Consider the following 20,900-nt stretch of genomic DNA (forward strand, 5'->3'; position numbering starts at 1 on the left):
TTTCATTGCATGCAGATGTCACTACACTTCGCATACTCAAGTACATCTTTTAATGATTGATGAAATTCAATTTCTGGGATCCAACCTAACTTTTTTATTTCCTCTGTTGCTAAACTCTCATTTGAGTCGCTCCCACTTTTCTCTGTTTCCTCTATAAAAAAATTTAGCTGTGTTAATTCTTTATATTGTTCTAGTACATCTAATAAAGATCGTTTTACTCCTGATCCGATATTATATTGTTTTCCATTTATTCCATCTCGTAATAACACATGATACGCTTTGACCGCATCACGTACATCTAGAAAATCTCTACTATCTTTCAAACTGTTTACTTCGATAATAGCCTTACTTCTACCTGATTCTATATCTATCATTTTCTTTGCGAGAATCGAACAAATACCATTCGATACCCCTGGACCAATTAAATTTGAGGGCTTTGCAATGATAATATTTGAATCCATTAATCCTCCCCAAGCCTCTGCAATAATGACTTGCATCGTTTTACTTAAACTATATGGATTCGAAATTTTTATTTCGTTCATACTATTTGCTTGCAAAGCAGATCCTATAACTAATGTTCTACAATGCGAGGCTTCTTGCTTAATTGCTTCTAATAAATATAACGTTCCTATTACATTAATCTCTATATATTCAAGGGCAGCTGTCCAAGATTCTATGACCGAATTCCTTCCTGCTAAATGCAATACGTAGTCTGGCTTTATTTGTTTCATTACCTTCATTACTTCGCTCTTATTAGTTAAATTACAAGTAATACCATTTTTATTTTTTTCTCTATGTGCACGATTTTGAAACATAGGAATTACATGAAAGCCCTGCTCTAAAAAATAGTGGCAAGCATGGCGTCCTGTGAAACCATTTGCACCAGTTATTAAAAGGATCGCATTTTTTTTCATCGCAAAAATCCTCCTTTTAATAGCATTTGTTTCACCTCATGTTTTTCAAGTAAGTCTTGTTGAGAACTAAAACTCTTCACATCCACTAGAGGATAGCTAGAATAATATTCTTGAAGTCCTTGTATAGGAATAGTCGGTAGTACCACAAAATAATTTTGATCAAAACTTATACTTGTTTTACTCTCTACCTCAGATAGAAGCATTTCACTTAATTTTTCACCCGGTCTTATCCCTACCTCTTTTACCTTAACTTTTTCTTTTCCAGAATATTCAATTAATACTTCTGCTAAATCTGTTATTTTACATGCCGGCATTTTCATAACAAAGATTTCCCCGCCTCTACCTTGAGATACGGCTTTAAATAACAATCCAACAGCATCCTCAACTGTTAAGAAAAATCTAGTCATATTCGCATCGGTAATCCCTACTTCTGAAGATTTTTTAATTTGTTGTTTAAAAAGTGGTACTACACTTCCACTCGTTCCTAAAACATTTCCACCACGAACACAAATGAATTTTGTTTTCTTCGTTTGTATATTCGCATGAACCATTAATTTTTCACCAATTGCTTTTGTCATCCCATACGTATTTGATGGATCAGCTGCTTTATCCGTTGAAACATATATAACTTTTTCAACTTGCATCTGTATAGAGGCTTCAATTACATTTTGCGTACCATGTATATTTGTTTTTATAGCTTCATAAGGATAATACTCACATACTGGAACATGTTTTAAAGCTGCCAGATGGAACACATAATGTACACCTTGGCAAGCATAGACTAGTTGATCTTTATCACGAATATCTCCAATAATAAATTTTAACCTATCATCATTTATAAACTGTTGCTGCATTTCAAACTGAACCGTTTCATTTCTTGAAAAAATTCTAATTTCTTTCGGTGATTTTTCTAATAGTTGTTTTATAAGTTCATGCCCCCACGAACCTGTCCCACCAGTAATTAAAATTATTTTATTTAACATTCTTTTTCCTCCTACGAAACATCTCAATTTAAATAATATTTATTGAATTATTTTCAATTGATTCAAATCATAATCGTCGTTTGTTACATTTAATTGACAAAATAAAAAAACAGAAACTATTAAACGTAGTTTCTGTTTTTCATTTCATCTCACAACAGTAAGATTTTCTATACGGTTTTCATGATAAATAAATTCCTTGTAAAAAACACCGCTCATTTATTTCTTATACTCGTAATAAAATAAATAGAATGATTCATAGCCAATAATCATGTTTAAATTTATGAAAAAGGGAGGTAACGGAATGGACCGAAGCAATTCAAATCATACATATAACGGACCTTCCAAAGCACTGCCTCTCTCCCTATTCGACGTAAAAAATGAATTGAAACAAAAAAGCAAACTTATTCCTTCTGGCACCATGTATAAATTAACGAAAGAAGAACAACTCATCATCAACAAAATAAAAATACAAACAGAACAGCTAAATAAAAATAATGTTACAAGAACACGCGCATACTACCAATTTTACATTCAATATCCAGAAATACATTGGGCACTGCTTGGGCATATGGTATCACGTAACGGCGGTTGGAATATGACTGATTTAAAGGGCGATTTATATACGAGAATTTTATCAGAGAAAGATCAATTCATATTTTTTTCTTTTTTAGAAAGAGGGAATTGGCTTATTTTCCAAGATGTATACCCTCAATTTTTACTTTACAAACAAAGTGTAAAGAGATCACAAAAGTTATTTCACCTTCTCCCTCACCTAAATGTTTCTACATTTATGGAAACGATGTGGAACCATTTTTGGAAAACAGGTAACAAAAAAACTTTAGCAATTGCAACTATTATTAATGAACAAAACTACTTAGAAAAAAGAGTGATTCAAAATGTACAATTTAAAAAGACTGTACTAAATAGTATTGGATTTAAACTCTTTGATTTCTTTCAGTTTAATCATATCCTTTTCCCATTCTACGAAAATGATAAGAAACAAAAAGTATTACTATTTGGTGATACAATGAAACATTTCACTTCCTTACATGAACGGATATTAATTGGAAAAAGATTGTACTCATTATTATTTCGAGATACACATGTTTTATCTCAAATAATAAGCTGGGCTCAACACCATCCACATACAGGATCTAGGAAAGATTACTGGCCCCATTTATTTTCAAGTGTAAATGAATCTTTTTCCCGTGAGTTTTATAAGCGCCGAATAAAGAAATGCCAGTTACGAAATGGCGCTTATCGCATATACAGCCCTGCACTCATCTATGCATGGCGAGATATGAAGCATGAAGCAGTTGACAGTGAAGATTGGTTTACCGATGATTGGCAAGTTGTAAATTACTTAGTTGATAAGGAGGAAAATATAAATGGACAAATTACAGAAGACTACTGCAAAACACTCGAAAAAATTGAACTCGCCATTCTCGCAAAGAAAAATGTCCTCCTCCGAGAAGAAGAATGAGTTTCTAGCATTAGTAGTTACAATCTTTCTCTCTTCTATTATTGGAACTTGCTTAGATGCCTTTTTTGTTCATAAACAAATATATTCTTTTCCGGCTAGGCCCTTCTCATCCACATTTTCGGTGAATATAGCTTTTACATTGTTCGTACTGCCGATTTTAACAGTTATCTTTATACACATTTCAAAAAAATTATCTAAAGTTTCTAGAATTTTATTTATTATTTCAATCGGTATTTGTGCTAGCCTTTTTGAACAGATTGCTGAAAGTTTAGGTTTATTTGTACATAGTGCGAATTGGAATCATACATATTCTTTATTTGGTTATATGATTTTTCATTCTTTTATTTGGAACGTATATAATTGGATAAAAAAATAAAGAGACCATTATAGGTCTCTTCTTAAGCATACTCTTCCGTTATTACTAATGGTGCCAATGTTTGAAGGCTTTTAGAGCGTAAACGATAGGCAACGACTTTCTTCTTATATTGCTTAATGACATCAACATGTTCCTCATAGCTATATAGCGAAAATCTAATCTCTTTATTCCCTTTCTTCGTGTTAATAACGATCGGTGTTCCTTCTCCGTGCGGCGGGAAATAATGTTTATCTAAAAACAAAGCCTCATTAAATTCATGAATAACTTGTAGTTTCATTTCTCCCTCTATATTTTTTCCATCTATCGATATAGAAGTATTTTCCACCTCAAGCTTTTGATGCAATTCAAATTTACTAATAATTGATTCTACAACAGAAGTGGGCATGCTAGAAACTAATACTTTAATAGCTCCAAAAACAAATAATGTAACTATAAACCATGTTGTCATTGTTATCATCTCCATTACATTTAAAAAATAAATTTCGTTCCATACGGTATTAGTATACTAATAAGTATTCCAGTTACAATCATCGTTACCGAACCGATAGTCGCTTCTTTCTCGCCTTCTTTCACTAAACGACTCACACCGATAATATGTGATGCACAGCCCATTCCAACTCCTTTTCCAATCGTACTTGTTATACGGAAAAACTTAAGTACTGTTGGTCCCATAATAGCGCCTGTTATTCCTGCAACAACTACAAAACTAGAAGTCATAGATGGAATACCACCAATTTGATCCGCTATTGAAAGGGCAATTGGCATTGTCGCTACCTGTGGTAAAGTAGTTAATATAAGTTCCTTATCTATATTTAAAATTCCGCCAATCACTACATTCATGCTCGTTACAGCCACTATACCTATCACTACTCCGATTAGTATCGATGAAAAATTTTTCATCAGTATCTTTCGCTCTTTAAATAGAGGTATGGCCAATGCTACAATTGCAGGGCTCAATAAGCTTGAAAGAATGTTTCCCCCATTTTCCCTATACTCATGATGAGAAATACCAAAAATCAAAAATAAACAAATCATAATTGCCGTAACTGTTAACACTGGTAACGTAAATGCAAACGTAATTTTTTTATATAGCTTTGTCGCCAAGAAATAAATTGCTACAGTAATAATAATTAAGACCATTTGAATCGTGCACCTTGTCGATTTTATTTTTTTGATGTGACTAATAATTGACTTATATACCCTGAAACAATCAAAGTTACTACAGTACTTGCAACTACTAAAAGGAATATAATACTTCCCTTACTGAAAAGAAAAGACCCGTATTCCATGAGCCCTGTTGTCGAAGGGATTAAAAATAACGGTAAAAATACGATTAACTTTTCCGAACCTAACTCAAACCATTTTAACGGTAAAACGCGAGTGGAAAGGAGCAGGAACAGTATTAACATCCCTATTAAATTCCCCGGTATTGATAGATGGAATATTTCCTGAATCCACGTACCCACTAGGCTAAATACATATAGCACGCCTACTTGAAGTAAAAGCGTCACGTACTTCATTTCTTTCCCTCATTTCACTATCACACATCCATATTATGAAATCTCATTTAGCGTGTCGGCAAACCGTTTAATTCCAAGTTGAATTTGTTCTATATTCGCTCTACCAAACGTAAATCGTATATATTCATTTTTCGAACCTAAAACACTGCCCGGAACAAATGCGACACCATTCCGTATAGATTCACCTAATAAGTGATATTCATCAAATTTTCCTGTTACTTTACACCATACATGTATTCCACCCTCTGGCACGAAACATTCAACTCGTTCTCCCAATGTTCCTTCAAGCTCTGCAATTAATTCATCTCTTCTTTGCTTCAATTGTCCACGAAGTATCGTAATATGTGTATGGAAATCCTTTGATTCTAAAAATTGATTTGCTACCCACTGCGTAAATACACTATGGCCAAAATCAACTTGTTGCTTTGCATCTGCTAAACGCTCAATTACGCGTGTAGGACCAATTATCCATCCAATACGTAATCCTGATGCAACAATTTTTGATAATGAACTTATATAAAGAACATTTCCATTTTGGTCCATTGATTTTAATGTCGGGTTCACTTCTCCATTAAAAGAAATTAAACTATACGGATCATCTTCTACAATTGGTATACCGAACTCAGAAGACAGTTCTAAAATTTTTTTACGTCTCGCTAATGAAAGCACAGTACCCGTTGGATTTTGATAATCTGGATTCAAAAACACCATACGAATGCGATGCTTTTTGTGCAAATCGATTAAGTCATCTGGATTCATTCCATCCTTATCAACAGGTAAATGAAATATGTTTAAACCGGCCGATTTAAACATTGGGAGCGAAAAACAATACGAAGGATCTTCAATCGCAATCGCATCACCAGGTTTTAATAAACATTGAACGATAAGATTAAGCGCCTGTTGTGCTCCTGACGTAATAAGAATAGAGCTTGAATCTGCTTCAATTTGTTTATATTGCTGAACATGTGCTGCAATTGTTTTTCTCAACATCTCATTTCCAAGTGGATGGTCATAACCGAGGTTTTCCATAAATGTTTTCTCCGACAAAATTGTTCGAAATCTATCACTTGGAATTAATTCTGGTGACAGTTCACCGCTTGCTAAATTAATTAAATCATCTTTTTGTGTTTCCGTTCGAATTTGTTGAACGAGTGGTACGTTAGGTAAGAACGATCCATCCTCCACGTACCTACCCCAGTTCGGTATTCGTTTATGTAAGACACCCCATATGTCCGTATTGACCCGTGTTCCGCTTCCCTTTTGTCGTTCTACTACTCCAAGTGATTTTAATTCTTCATACGCAGCTACTATTGTACTCCGGTTCACCTGTAATTCCTTTGCTAACATACGCTCAGAAGGTAACTTACTATCAGAAGGTAATTCTCCTGAAGAAATGCCTCTTTCAATATAATCTGCGATTTGTTTATATACAGGTGTCTTATCTGCACGATTTGGTTTCCATTCCATATAGTTGCTCCCTCTCAAAACAAACTAATCTCAATTTATTACTAACAGTATTTACTCTAAAAATAGTATTAATTAGTCACATCTTCTTATCCGCAAATAGATATATCCAAAATGGCTCTCTTTCAGATTACTCGATACCTTCTAAAATTCCAACTTCATACTCTCATTTCAGTTCTTTTACAAACTATCAGATCATTACCGCATACCATGTTACCCCAAGCAGTAGAACAAAAAGAAGAAGAATATAGATTGCAGATAAGTTTTTCACATTTCTTTTTGTAGACTTACCATAATTATCCTCCACGTTTCTTGCAACTAGTACAGTCCCAAATAGCGATACAATTACAATAATAACGACTAGTGAAATTGCAAAACTCATTGTCTTTTCACCTCTCTAAGCCCCATCTATTTTAATTAAAGAACTTACATAAAAACCTTCCTCTTTAAAACGTTGATAACATACTACCTTTCTTCTCTTATCATAATAGATGTTTGTAAAAAGCGGACCAACCACTTTCGTGTTTTTTTGCTCATCCACTTTAAAAATAAAAAGCAACTGATCACTTAGGATCAGTTGCTTTTTTCACACGATAATTTTTCATTTAAAATTAATTCGATTTAAAAGTTTAGTCTTTTCATAATGAAACATCGACTGAGATAACTCGAAAATTGTTCCATTTACAAGATACACTGTATTTTCAATAAGAAGCGCCGGATCACCTTCATTTAATTCTAAAAGCTGTGCATTTTCTTTATTTACTTTTTCACAACTAATAACTTTATCAGCAAAACCAATATTTAATCGTAAATCTTCAATGAAATAACTGTATACAGAGCTTAATGCTATTTCTTCGTTCAAATATGGAATAATATCCTTTTTGAAATAACTTACTTCAATAGAGAACGGCTTAGCATCTACAATTCTTAAGCGCTTCAAAAAATACAACCTAGTTCCAGCTTCGCATTGCATTCGCTTTGCTATTTCTTCGTCCGCATCTATTACTTCAAGCTCTAACACTTTCGTTTCAATATTTTGTGAAACAAGATTTTTCGTTAATCCACGTAAACTTCCTAAATTAATGTAATCTGTTACAGAAGTTTCGCGTAAAAACATACCACTACCTTGTACTTGAAAAATATAACCTCTATTCACAAGCTGACTAATTACTTTACGTATCGTATTACGGCTTACTTCAAATCGATTCATCAACGCTTCTTCTGTAGGTAGTTTTTTCGTTTCATTAAAAAGCCCATCTCGAATGTTTTGCTCTAACATATCTGCAATTTGTTTATACTTTGCACTCATACACTTTCTCCTAAAATACTCTTTTATCTGTTATAACTCTTCCCCTCTCGTTTCGATCACATGTTTATACCAATGAAACGAAAGTTTCTTCTTACGTTTTAAGTTATCATTATGATCGACAAAAATAAAGCCATATTGCTTTTTATATCCATTTAACCAACTTAAAAGATCAATCACTGACCATGCATAATAACCTTTTAAATTAATTCCCTCTTCAATTGCACGCTTCATTACTTTTAAATGCGCTTCAATAAATTTAATTCTCGGAACATCTACAATTTCTCCGTCAATGATTGGATCTTCATCACCAAGTCCATTTTCCGTTACATACATCTTTATGTCACCGTAACGCGCTTTCAACATATGCAATCCCTCTAAGAAACCTTCGGGAGATATTTCCCATCCCCATTTTGTATATGTTTTATCATCCATTTTAACTGTTCGATAAAAACCATCAAAAGAAGGATTACCTGGAGCAAGCGTTGAGTTTTCTCGAGAATGTTCCTCACTCTTTATATCCATATCGTATCTTTCTACTCGTATTGGTTGATAATAATTCAAACCAATAAAATCATTTTCTTCTGCATTTTGTTTAATAATTTCTAATTCTTCAACCGTCCAATTAGGAGTCCACCCTTTTTCCTTTAATTGTTGTACAACATAAGACGGATACTCACCTTTTAAAACTGGATCATAATACCAATACGTTTCATATTCATTCGCATGATTTGCTGCTTGTATATTTTCTTTTTGGTTATCCACACTATAAGCAGGTAAGAAAACATGTGTAATCCCAATCTCACCATATTGTTTCAGCTGCTTATATACCGCAACTGTTTTCGCATGTGCATAAAATACATAATGAGTCGCTTGAAAATACTTTGGAACATCATTTTGTATTCCTGGTGGATGTGCACCTTTTAAATAACCTAGTCCACAAAACATTACTGTCTCATTAAAAGTAATCCAATGCTTAACTCTGTCACCAAATGCCTTAAAACAAGTTTCTGCATATTTTACGAAAGCCTCTGCTGTTCTTTTATTCGTCCATCCACCATCTTTTTCTAACGGTAATGGTAAATCCCAATGATATAAAGTGACAAACGGTACAATCCCGTATTTTAAACATTCATCAATTAAGTTGTTATAAAATTCAATCCCTTTTTCATTTACCTCTCCATCTCCAGTCGGCAATATTCTTGCCCAAGAAATAGAAAAACGATACGATTCTAATCCCATCTCAGCCATTAAGCGAACATCTTCCTTATATCGATGATAATGATCAACAGCTACATCACCATTTGTTCCATTGTATGTTTTGCCAGGAACTTTTGAAAACTCGTCCCAATTCGTAACACCTTTTCCATCTTCATTCCATGCACCTTCTACTTGATAAGAAGCTGAAGCAGCTCCGAATAAAAAATCATGTGGAAACTTCATAGTATATACCTCCATTTCATTACAACAAATTAAATTTAATGATACATTTATAATTTATTGGTACAATTTTATATGTATGATTATATCTTATGTTTTTATTTTTTTCTATTATAAAAGTACAATTTATATTGTTGGTTATTGGAAAATAAAAAGAAGCGATATATTTTATCGCTTCTTACTCTCATCATCTTTATTCTTTTATTAATGACTTATTCGCTCTTATAACTTCTTGATACAATAATGGTGACCACTTTTCATTTATATAGTCTTGAATTACCCAGCCCACTCTCAAAGGATTCTTTTGTTTTATATAGTTTGCAATTTCAGGATTTATATAAGAGGCATAGTAATATGGACTATTCCATGCTGTACCACCAGAAGACAAGCTTGTAAAATTTATATATAGATGATTTAAATCCTCACTATTGTTCATCGTTTCATTCATCGTATCTTTAATAGATTTTACTTTCTCATCATAACTCACTTTATATTTATCTTGTACTGTTACATTTACATTTTGATTTACAGTTGTGGTAAACGTCTCATTATCTGGCCAATAAAAATTATTATATCCTCCAGATTCATTACTACCACTATATCTTTTTAGTAGTACAATTTTCCCACGAGCATCTCCAAGTTTTATATTTCCTTCTGTTTTTAAAAAGATAGGATCAACAAAATAATTTTTTTCAAACGTACTACTAAATGGACCTTCTGCCCCTTTCATATCCTCATACTCTTTTTTTAAAGACATAATAATCGTTTCACTCGGGTTATCTCTTAAAAATTGTTTCGCTTCGTTTATGAATTCATGCAGTGTTACATAAAGATATAATGGCCCATGATGAAGAACTATCGTATTATCATCTGTTAAACGTCCTCTTATATCAAAAATGCGAGCTCCATGGTCCATTTGATAGCGAAAATCATATTCTTGCGTCATTCCCCATACTTGCTTAATCGGATTTTGCAACTTGAACGTCCCACTATCGTGTGTTCCTGGAATTGAAATTCGTGCTAACGGGATACTATCAGGTATAGGTTGCATCCATTTTGATAAATTTTCAAGCTCATTAACAGAGCTAGCTGCAACTACTCTCTTATCATGTAAAGCAAATACAAATGTGATAAATATTGTACTACATATGAATAATTTCAAAATTAACTTCTTATTGCTCATTATTATCCCTCTCTTTTTCTGTTTTTACATCAAACTTATTGAATATAATATAAGCTAGTTCAGAAAAAATAAATAACATTTCATCAATATGAAATATTGCATAGAAGTAAAGTTAAAAAATCATTCACATATACTAAATTAGAAAAATTTAAAGGAACTTCATCTGAAGTTCCTTTTACTTATTTTATGTTCAATACGTATGAACCATCTTTATTCTCATATTTATAGACGTATAAATAATATTTACCTGGCTTTGCATTATAAGTTCCTTTAACTACATTGCCTTCATTTTCACCATATGCTACATAGTTATTTAAATCTGATTCATGATGAAGTACCCATGTCATTCCGATATTTTGTTCATTTAGTAAAGAAATATTAATATTTTCCGGCGAATCAATTTGGAAAGTAAATACATCTACTCTATCACTATTATGTAGCGTTCCTTTCACCGGTGTATGAAAGTTAACTTTATTTGCCTGTCTAGGCTCATTATTTGGTTCATTTTCTGTTACTTGTAATTCATTCCCAACGTTTGGTTTTCTTTGTTCATAGCCTAAGTTTACTAGTATAGACTTCAAATCTGGTAAAACACCAATTTTATCTGCATATGGATCTTTAGATTTTGTTCCTGTACTCTGGTTGCTTAATATTGCTCTTAGTTCACTAGGTCTATATGGTTGTCCTAAATTTTCTTTAGCAATGCTTTGTACTAAAGTCGCTGCCCCAGCAATAATTGGCGAAGCACTAGATGTTCCGCTAAAGCTTGAAGTATAAAGGTTTACAGCACTTCTACTTTGTTCAGCTGTAGTTGTATCTACATTTTCTCCCCATCCGTACACATCAATACGGCTTCCATAATTCGAAAACCACATACGTTCATGAGGGAAAGATGAAGAGCCAGCTCCTACCATAATTGCACCCGAATCTTTAAAATCTTTACTATTACGATTTAAGACTTGCTTACCCTTTCTATCTTTGAACTCATCTAAATCATTCCACCCATTTGCTCCGGCCTCTATAATTACAATCCCTTTATCTGTACCAGCACGAATTGCATCAAAGATATCTGGTTGTACTTCAACAGGTAAATATTTATCACCATATCCATCGAAAGATGCTTGCGCCTCTAACAATAAAACATCCCCAGCTTCTAACTGATTTACAGCGCTTAATATTGCATCAGCCGTATTATACTGTCCATTATCTCTTATTTGAGAGATAACCTTTGCTTTCGCTTTTGGCGCAATCCCAATATTCCCAACTTCATTGTCCTCAGAGGATACAATTCCTAGTACAGACGTCCCATGACCGACATGCTGATCTATATTTCTTCCAGACATTAACTCAATTTTTTGATGTAATAAATCCTCATGATTTAATAACCATCCGTATTCCATATCAACAAAAGTGATACCATTTCCATTACCGCCTTGAATTCCCCAGGCGAAAGGCGCATTAATACCGTATGGGGCCGCTTCAAGATAACCTTGTTTTTTAAATCTAGGATTGTTACTAGGATTAAGAGCTACACTTGATGATTGCACTTCAGGTGGCATTATTTTCTCTTGTTTCTTCATATACGCATCTTCTATTAAAGAAGATGCCTTTAACTTATCTACTATTTCTTCTTCATACCCACTATTTTGATTTTGAAGAATATAGTAGTTTAATAAACTTGTAGATACATGATTAGGTGCTTTCACTTCAAGGTTTTGTATTTGTTCCGGGCTTACAGATGTGAATAAACGAGTAAATGTTACATCTGGATATTCTTTCAAAAAATCTTTTATTACTTTATCATTCGTTTGAGATTGTATTTGTTTTTCAATACCATCTTCATATGGCAAATCCAAATCCGCTTTAAATTTTACAATGATTTGCTTATCTGTTTCTTGTTCTATCCCTGATTTAATCTGCTGTTCTATAGAATCAGCATGTACACTATTGATAGTACCCCCTGTTCCTAAAAGTGTTGTAATGATTACAGTTGACGCACACATTTTTTGAAATATTTTCATTGCATTAATCCTCCTATTAATAATTAATAATTAATCATTATATTAATCTATAATGATTTTATTTCTATAACGTATTCCCTTTCTACTAAATAGATTATAGTAATCAGAAATATGAACTTCAATGTATTTTCATATGCAATATTTCATATTCGGACTCTACACTACACGAAGATGAAACTTATAGTGATTATTTATTTTATATGTGCTAATATACTTACATTAATATATTACGCATATATATATTTCAAACTACATTACTTAATAGTTTCACCTTAATTTTTTCTTAGGAGGATTTACAATGAAATTACTAAAACTAAAACATATAATCCCTTTATCTGCAGCTGCAATTACATTCGTATGTAGTCAAAGCACAGCTGAAGCTTCTACCATTCATACAGTAAAAAAGAACGATACACTTTGGGGCATTAGTAAACAATACGGAGTTTCAATACAATCCATTAAACAGGCTAATAATAAAGGAAACGATCAAACCTTTATTGGCGAACAGTTACATATTCCAGGGTCCGTGAAATCAAATGAAATCACTGTTCCTCAAAACGCCAAGCCAGCCAACATTTCTGGACAAATTATTTATCAAGTACAACCGGGAGATTCATTAGAAACGATAGCAAGGCGTTACAATGTCACTGTCCAATCTATAAAACAAATGAACAATACAGTCGGAAACAAGCTTTATACAGGACAACATTTAAAAATCAACTCAAGCATTTCACAAAAAGAAAAAGACTTAATGGCACGCTTAGTTACCGCTGAAGCAGGTGGCGAATCCTATAAAGGAAAAGTAGCAGTAGCGAAAGTTATACTAAATCGTGTAAATGCAAAAGGTTTTCCAAATACAATAACAGGCGTTATTTATGAACCTATTAAATACGGATATGCATTTACTCCTGTTACAGATGGAAGAATTAATCAGCCTGCAAGCGCAGAAGCAAAAATGGCTGTAGAAGAGGCTATCTCCACAAATGGAGTACATTCTGACTGGCTTTATTTCTACAATCCAAAAACATCAACAGACAAGTGGATTACGACACGTCAAACAGTAGCAGTAATTGGTAACCATGTATTTGCTAAATAAGATTTAAAATCATTAACAGACCTCTTCACTTAAAAGGTCTGTTTTTTTCTATGTAAGATGTTATTAATCATATGACATAGTTATTTTTTAAACTGTTTCTTCTTTCAAATAAAAATTTTTGTATTTACTCCACCACTCGTAGAAATTAATAAAGCATCAAGTTCAAAAACTCCCACTTTATTAATAAAAGCTATTTCTTAACTTCATAAAATTGTTATACACTAGAAAAATAAAAAACAAACTATTCGTTAGCAGGTGGAAGAATATGTATGATGTTACAATTATCGGCGCTGGAGTAAGTAGCATTTTTATGGCTTATTCACTAGCTAAAAGTAACAAAAAAGTTTTAATTCTTGATAAAGGTAAAGCGCTAGAAGATCGCCATTGTCCTTTAGACGAAGGAAAAGTGTGTAATTGTACTACATGTGATAAATATTTCGGGTTTGGTGGTTTAGGAAAATCTGAAGGGAAATTTAATTATACAAACGGATTTGGCGGAGAACTTGAGAAAAAAGTCGGTAAAGAGGGTTTTATACAACTCATGGCTGAAGTAGATGAAATTCTATGTCAGTTTGGTGGAAGTTCGGTTTCAAAATATTCTACTGAAAATTCAAGTCTCACTAAGAGAGCTGAAGCGTGTAGTTTACAAATGCTAACAACAGAAGTAAGACATCTTGGTACTACACTTTCCAGTAACATTTTTCAGCAGCTCTATGAATTTTTACTGACGAAAATAAAGATCCAATTTCATATAGATGTACAACATATTCTGAAACAGGAAGATCATTTTACAATAGAGACAAATCAAGGAACAGTTCAAACTAAGCAACTTGTATTTGCAACTGGGCGCTCTGGGGCCGATTGGTTAAAAGAAATATGCAGTTCCCTAAATATTTCTCAGGAGCAAACACGTGTAGATTTAGGAATTAGAGTAGAAATGAAAGAACATCAATTACATTCTATATTAAAAGATACTTTTGAAACAAAACTTTCTTATCAAGGTGAGCATTTCACAGCAACTACTTACTGTATGAATCCACAAGGCCGCATCATTCGAAAGTACGAAGAAGGTTTAGTTATGCCTGACGGTCAAAATTTTCGAGAACAAGGAACTGGCACTTCTAACTTAAATTTCACTTTATTTATTCCTTGCTATTTTCCTACTCTCAAAGAAGCAAATGTATACGCAAGTTCAATTATTGAAGGCATTAACCAAGGGCGAGATCGGATTGTTATACAGCGCTTAGAGGACTTACTAAAGAAACAACCTACGGTGGAAAACAGCATGGAGCATAATCGTATACACCCTACACTACAGGGGGATTATGGAGATTTGAATCAAGAAATCCCTCAATTATATATTGAAGGGCTCAAAGAGTTTTTATTACGCTTAGAACAATTTATACAAGAACCGATTGATAAAGATACTTTGTTATATGGAATTGACGGAAAGTTCTATGCTCCTACGATAAAACTCAATAACTATTTTGAAACAAGTGTGCATGGGCTATTTTTAATTGGAGATTGTTCAGGCGTTACGCATTCATTATCTCAAGCAGCTGCAAGTGGTCTGTATGTTGGAAAGTACTTATCTGACATTTAATTTCTATCATTAAGATTCTAGTCAAATATTCCTAATTTCAAAACACTTTACTTATATAGTAAAAATATATTAATAAGCCCCCTATCCTTCCCGGCTAATGATTAACCGACAAAAAATCGGAATTTTACAAAATACATATGTAATATAACTACATATTTAAAACTGTTGGTATTCAATTCTAATAAATTGAATGTCAACAGTTTTAAAAGTCTCTATCCATTTTCACTTTCATTTGTTCGATATTTTGTAACATCATCATAGTGTTTAATATGGTAGGATGTCTATAAGTCAATTTCACTACAACTATGACTTTTTCTGCCTGTTTCTCAAAAAAGAGTTATATTTATGCTACTACGCTTTAAAAATCCCCATTGTATATATATGAATACTTCAAATTATTCCCTTTAGAAAACAAAGTCTAAATGGTTCATTACACTCTAATAGTTATAAAAATATAATATATAACTTCAGTTAAATAAATTGTATAAAGAAGGTGTAAAAATGAAGAATAAAATAAATTTACAAATGCAAAATATAAGCTTTGTTATAATAATGGCTTTAGCAGTATGGTTAAAAACATATCTTATTACGCGATTCAGTTTTGATTTAAAAATCGAGTCTTCAACGCAAGAGCTTATTTTGTTTATTAGTCCTCTAGCCGCATCATTAGCATTTGTTGGATTAGCATTATTTTCAACTGGTGAAAAGCGAAATTATATAGCGCTCTGTATTAATTTCTTGTTAACAATCGTACTCGTTGGAAATGTAATGTTCTATGATTTTTATAGTGATTTCGTTACATTACCAGTACTTGGACAAACCTCAAACTTTGGACAATTAGGCGGCAGTATTATAGAAATATTAAACTACAAAATTATACTCGCATTCGTAGACATTGTTTTCTTCTTTATTTTATTAAAAAAGAAATCATTGGTCTTTAAAACCGAACGTGTAACTCATTCTACACGCTTGTTATACTTTCTTTTAACAATTGGTGTATTCTTTGCGAATCTACATCTTGCAGAAAAAGAGCGCCCCGAATTATTAACGAGATCATTCGACCGAGTCATGCTTGTCAAAAATTTAGGCTTATATACTCACCAAGTATATGACTTAACACTGCAAGTAAAAGCCGGTTCACAAAAAGCGCTTGCTGATAGTAGTAAATTACAAGAAACTGAAAACTACGTAAAAGCAAACCAAAGCGAGCCAAACCCTAATGTGTTTGGTGCAGCGAAAGGAAAAAACGTAATTGTCGTCACTCTTGAATCCTTGCAAACCTTCTTAATAGGCGCATCAGTCAATGGGCAAGAAGTTACACCATTCCTAAATGAATTCATAAATGAAAGTTATTACTTTGATAACTTTTTCCATCAAACTGGTCAAGGGAAAACATCCGATTCTGAATTTCTAATCGATACGTCGTTGTATCCATTAAGTCGAGGGGCTGTATTCTTCACACACGGTAACAATGATTATACTGCGACTCCAGAAATTTTACGTCAGCAAGGTTATTTCACTTCTGTATTCCATGCGAATAACGCAACATTTTGGAATCGTAATATCATGTACTCTGCTCTTGGTTATGATCGTTACTATAATGAGCTTGATTACAAAATTACACCAGAAACAAATTTAAATTGGGGATTAAAAGATATCGAATACTTTGATCAATCAGTAGATATATTAAAAACTGTTAATCAACCATTCTATGCTCGTTTCCTCACTTTAACAAACCATTATCCATTTACGTATGATGAAGATACAAAATTCATTGAACCATACAACTCTGGTAATGGCGTATTTGATCGTTACATCGTAACAGCACGTTACTTAGACGAATCAATTAAAAAATTTATTGAACGTCTAAAGGCCGAGGGGCTTTACGATAATTCTATTATTGTGTTATACGGTGATCATTATGGTATTTCCGAAAAACATAATCGTGCAATGGCACAGTTTTTAGAAAAAGATCAAATAACAGCATTTGATACTTTAAATTTACAACGTACGCCTTTATATATTCATATTCCTGGACAAACAGAAGGTCAAACTATTTCAAAGCCTACGGGACAAATCGATATGAAACCTACGATTCTAAATTTATTAGGTGTTGATTCTACGAATGATATCCGTTTTGGCCATGATATGTTTTCAGATGAATATACTGGCTTTGTTGTTTTACGTGATGGTAGCTTCGTTACAGATAAGTATGCATACAAAAACAACACTTTCTACGACCGTATAACAGGTGAAATTGTAGATTTACCAAAAAAAGAAGCTCAAGCCCTCATTAAACGTGCACAAAATGAATTACGAATGTCTGACAAAATTATTGAAGGCGATTTATTACGTTTCTCAGAAAGCAATAAAATTAAAACTGGCGAAGTACAAACTAAAATTAAAGAAACAGAAAAATAATCTATATGAAAAAGGAGCAACTTATTACAGTTGCTCCCTTTTACTTTTATTCTACACTTGTTTCTAAAGCTACATCTGTATAGGTATTATCATTACCTATATTTAAAATTACTTCACATTGACGCAATCTCAATTCAAAGAGCATGATAGAATCATGATAAACTTCAGGATTTGATTTCATTTTATGTAACATCTCTTGTTTTTCTTGTATTTCTAATTGCGTATTTTCTACAGCTTGCTTTAAGGAGTTAAATGGATTCCTAAAGAATATATGAATATCCCTCTCTTGTGTGTTTTCAAACAGCTCAAATTGCAAGAAAAATTTCTTCATAATAGAAGCCGTTACTTCAGTATAATCTTCATTTTCTACATACTGTTTATATTTGTTATATAGCATAGATTTATTTTTAGGAAGAACTCCAAATAATTTACCGGCACTTTTTAGTAAAAATTGTGCTGGCGTAAATCGACGTAAAATATTTACTTCATCCATTTGTATTCTAGTCGTCATCCTGTCAGTATCTCTGCGCCAGTCATCAAGCACTTTAAAGTCACATTCTAACTGTATTTTATTTTCTCCAAATAGTGAATTAAGCCCTTCACTAAGTTCTTCTAAATACGTTTGACTTTGAAGAAGCTCATTATTAGAAGTTGCAATCCAATTTTGCATAGAAAGAGCAAGATTAGGTAATACAGTTTGTTCTAAATATTTATGCACTCTTTCATTCATTGCTTTATTTAGTTCCGTATCCATGTGCCCGAAATCACTTTCTTCACTAATTAAATTAGAACAGCTCTTTAATATCTTCGGAATATTTTCGGTAAGATCATTTGTAATTTCAGTCTTCATTGAACGATATGATTGTGTAATGAAATGAATTTTTTCCCTTTCAAATGCAGTAAGGTTATTAATGCTACCGTTTAGTTTCACTAGCATATCTTCATTCCAATTAATAGCATCCACCAGGTTATTTTCTTTCTCAACACGTTTCTCCAAAAGATATGTAATTGTTTTTCGAATGAAAAATAATAACTTTTCAGTACGTTCTGCATCGATATTTTTATGATTAAAGTTAAAATGAATAAACTCGATTAAACCATTTAATTGTTGACTACTTGTATATAACGAGGAATAAGGGAAAATTCTCGCATACGGGAAATATGTATTTATTCTCGTTGCCGTATCATGTAATACCCTTTTCACTTCTGCTTCACTGTAAATGTTATCGATTTTATTTAATAAGAAATGAATTTGTAAATTTGGCGTATGTTCTTGAATACTTAATAGAATGTCACGTTCTTTATCAGTAAAAGGTGAATCCGCATTCAATACGAACAGTAATTCGTCTACAGAATTTAAATATTCGAATATCTCATCTCTAGTGTCGTTATTTCTATTAAAGCCAGGTGTCACTACAAATGTAAGTTTATTTTCATTTAAAAATCTGCATGGTAATTTAAATTCAACACACGCTCTATCTCTATATGTTTGATGGTGCTGAGACATCATATTATGGTAATCAGTGATATCTTCCGTTGTTGTAATTGCTGAGTCTGTTATAGCGTTTATTTCTATATGAGCATCATTTTTTAAAACTACTACATTTGAAATTGATTTTTCTAATATATTTTCTCCTAATATAGAGTTAATAAATGTAGTTTTTCCGTTCCCTGAAGTTCCCGTTACTAAAATACGATTTGTTCTTAAATCTGCGAGCTCGTCAACTAACCATTTAAATCGGTGACCTATTTCTATATTCTGCTTTTGTGCCCACTGTGTAATAGATTCAAAAAGGTGTAAGCTGTACTCTAAGCCATTTACATGATTAATAGAATGTGACAGTAAGTTTTCCGCATGTTCTATATTTGCTGAATCTATTTTGGAAGGGAAAATCTCATCCCATGCCAATACAGCTGCAGATGGAAATACAGCATAAGATGGATTGACTACCTTTAACCAGTTTGCTAACAGATTTGGTATGATATCGTCTAATTGTCTAAGCGTATATTGACCTTGAATTAATGTAAAGTACGTTTCTTCGTAAAGAGCAGAAACTTTGTTCCATATATCGGACGAATGTATTTCAATATGTAAGAAAAATTCATTTATTGTATTAAGCCATAATAAATAATTTGGTTCATCTTTATAACTGTTCCAAAGTGATGAAACCATTTGTGTAAATTGTACTTGATCTACATTATTTAATGTAGCTAATGCATCATAAAAATAGTCTGGTGAAATATGTTTAGTAAACCCTTTATCGATATATCCTTTTAACACCTCAAACCACGGATACGACTCTATTCGAATTAACTCATTCACAGCAAGCTCTACTGCACTATCAAAATCTTGCTGTTCCTCATAAAAGGAACGGGCAATTTTTGTGACGTTCGGATAATCAGGATTTAAAGAAACTGCTTCTTTAATAACACCGAAAGCTGAATCAAAATTATTTTGCTCAATGTAAAGAGAAAGTAATTGTAACCTAATTTCGGTCATCAATATTTTATTATCAGTAGTAATGGAAGTATAAATATTTTCAGCATATGGTAATTGATTAAGTTCGAAATAAGCATCCGCAATATTTTTTTGTGCCCATGGTGCTAATTCATTACTAACCTTCTCCCATTTAAAAATAGCTGCTTCAAAATCTTGATGACGATAATAAAATTCACCTTGTGCAAAACGAATATAAGACCCATCAGAAATCTCATTTCGTTCTTCGTTTACATAAGCTTGTCCAAGTACGTCAAGAATTGACTTTGTTTCATTCTCCATTAGGAATGTTTCATAATACATCTTTTTTATTAATTGTTTTTCTAATCTCATCTTTTCCCCCACTATATCTTGAAAATACATTTTTAAGATATGTCAATGCTTTTTGTATGTATGCTTTTTATCTTAACAAAGAATATCTTTTGGAAAATTTCATTTTCCTTTCATTTTTCAAGTTAGATTGAATTTTTATGAGAAAAGTTTCAGTTTTTTTTCAATTCCCTTTCAGTTATGAAACAGCATTAGATGTTCCTAATAACCTAATAACACTATAATATTCCACATTATATTATCAGGAAAACCCCATATAAACC

General features: G+C 32.5%; 17 protein-coding genes. 5 read left to right on the forward strand and 12 right to left on the reverse strand.

Going from position 1 to position 20,900, the window contains the following annotated elements:
* Positions 1-2 precede the first annotated feature (2 nt).
* Complete coding sequence (locus tag GBN78_RS11900) at positions 3-914, reverse strand: SDR family oxidoreductase (protein ID WP_152127434.1); 912 nt, start codon at positions 912-914, stop codon at positions 3-5.
* Entirely contained in the window at positions 911-1,897 is a 987-nt protein-coding gene (locus tag GBN78_RS11905) for a UDP-N-acetylglucosamine 4,6-dehydratase family protein (RefSeq protein WP_152127435.1), read from the reverse strand. Before GBN78_RS11905 ends, GBN78_RS11900 begins: the two co-directional genes overlap by 4 nt.
* 301 nt (positions 1,898-2,198) lie before the next feature.
* Between GBN78_RS11905 and GBN78_RS11910 the strand changes: the two genes are divergently transcribed.
* Positions 2,199-3,380 carry a DUF2515 domain-containing protein gene (locus tag GBN78_RS11910; protein ID WP_152127436.1) on the forward strand — a complete coding sequence of 394 codons (1,182 nt, stop codon included), beginning with the start codon at positions 2,199-2,201 and terminating at the stop codon, positions 3,378-3,380.
* A complete protein-coding gene (locus GBN78_RS11915; RefSeq protein ID WP_033683151.1) occupies positions 3,355-3,756 on the forward strand; it encodes a CBO0543 family protein in 402 nt (133 codons plus the stop codon). The genes GBN78_RS11910 and GBN78_RS11915 overlap by 26 nt, the downstream gene beginning before the upstream one ends.
* Positions 3,757-3,778: 22 nt before the next feature.
* On the opposite strand, the gene GBN78_RS11920 is transcribed toward GBN78_RS11915, so the two are convergent.
* From GBN78_RS11920 to GBN78_RS11960, 9 genes are all read right to left on the reverse strand, one after another.
* A complete protein-coding gene (locus tag GBN78_RS11920) occupies positions 3,779-4,204 on the reverse strand; it encodes a YfmQ family protein (RefSeq protein ID WP_044796957.1) in 426 nt (141 codons plus the stop codon).
* A 20-nt stretch (positions 4,205-4,224) separates the two neighbouring features.
* Positions 4,225-4,896 carry an LrgB family protein gene (locus tag GBN78_RS11925; protein ID WP_044796956.1) on the reverse strand — a complete coding sequence of 224 codons (672 nt, stop codon included), beginning with the start codon at positions 4,894-4,896 and terminating at the stop codon, positions 4,225-4,227.
* 23 nt (positions 4,897-4,919) lie between these two features.
* Positions 4,920-5,276: a CidA/LrgA family holin-like protein gene (locus tag GBN78_RS11930; protein ID WP_000878485.1), complete on the reverse strand. Its 357-nt coding sequence runs from the start codon at positions 5,274-5,276 to the stop codon at positions 4,920-4,922.
* Between the two features lie 33 nt (positions 5,277-5,309).
* Complete coding sequence (pdxR, locus tag GBN78_RS11935) at positions 5,310-6,743, reverse strand: MocR-like pyridoxine biosynthesis transcription factor PdxR (RefSeq protein ID WP_044796952.1); 1,434 nt, start codon at positions 6,741-6,743, stop codon at positions 5,310-5,312.
* 187 nt (positions 6,744-6,930) lie between these two features.
* Positions 6,931-7,122: a hypothetical protein gene (locus GBN78_RS11940; protein WP_000006452.1), complete on the reverse strand. Its 192-nt coding sequence runs from the start codon at positions 7,120-7,122 to the stop codon at positions 6,931-6,933.
* Between the two features lie 219 nt (positions 7,123-7,341).
* Positions 7,342-8,049 carry a GntR family transcriptional regulator gene (locus tag GBN78_RS11945; protein ID WP_001274901.1) on the reverse strand — a complete coding sequence of 236 codons (708 nt, stop codon included), beginning with the start codon at positions 8,047-8,049 and terminating at the stop codon, positions 7,342-7,344.
* 30 nt (positions 8,050-8,079) lie between these two features.
* Positions 8,080-9,489, reverse strand: coding sequence for a glycoside hydrolase family 1 protein (locus GBN78_RS11950; RefSeq protein WP_000671637.1), 1,410 nt, complete (start codon positions 9,487-9,489; stop codon positions 8,080-8,082).
* Between the two features lie 190 nt (positions 9,490-9,679).
* Positions 9,680-10,669 (reverse strand): phosphatidylinositol diacylglycerol-lyase, encoded by a 990-nt coding sequence (gene plcA, locus GBN78_RS11955; protein WP_000066294.1) that lies wholly within the window; start codon positions 10,667-10,669, stop codon positions 9,680-9,682.
* A 179-nt stretch (positions 10,670-10,848) separates the two neighbouring features.
* A complete protein-coding gene (locus tag GBN78_RS11960; RefSeq protein ID WP_000689189.1) occupies positions 10,849-12,690 on the reverse strand; it encodes a S8 family peptidase in 1,842 nt (613 codons plus the stop codon).
* Between the two features lie 298 nt (positions 12,691-12,988).
* Between GBN78_RS11960 and GBN78_RS11965 the strand changes: the two genes are divergently transcribed.
* From GBN78_RS11965 to GBN78_RS11980, 3 genes are all read left to right on the forward strand, one after another.
* Positions 12,989-13,786: a cell wall hydrolase gene (locus GBN78_RS11965; RefSeq protein ID WP_000771175.1), complete on the forward strand. Its 798-nt coding sequence runs from the start codon at positions 12,989-12,991 to the stop codon at positions 13,784-13,786.
* Positions 13,787-14,051: 265 nt separating this feature from the next.
* Positions 14,052-15,389, forward strand: coding sequence for an NAD(P)/FAD-dependent oxidoreductase (locus tag GBN78_RS11970; protein ID WP_088045354.1), 1,338 nt, complete (start codon positions 14,052-14,054; stop codon positions 15,387-15,389).
* A gap of 501 nt (positions 15,390-15,890) precedes the next feature.
* Positions 15,891-17,810: an LTA synthase family protein gene (locus tag GBN78_RS11980; protein ID WP_152127437.1), complete on the forward strand. Its 1,920-nt coding sequence runs from the start codon at positions 15,891-15,893 to the stop codon at positions 17,808-17,810.
* A 46-nt stretch (positions 17,811-17,856) separates the two neighbouring features.
* Here the strand turns inward: GBN78_RS11980 and GBN78_RS11985 are convergent, their stop codons facing one another.
* The gene (locus GBN78_RS11985) at positions 17,857-20,640 is read right to left on the reverse strand and encodes a dynamin family protein (RefSeq protein WP_001235334.1); all 2,784 of its coding nucleotides are present in this window, start codon (positions 20,638-20,640) and stop codon (positions 17,857-17,859) included.
* Between the last annotated feature and the right edge of the window lie 260 nt (positions 20,641-20,900).

It is taken from the genome of Bacillus sp. B2-WWTP-C-10-Post-4 (assembly GCF_009183805.1).
Lineage (GTDB): Bacteria > Bacillota > Bacilli > Bacillales > Bacillaceae_G > Bacillus_A > Bacillus_A cereus.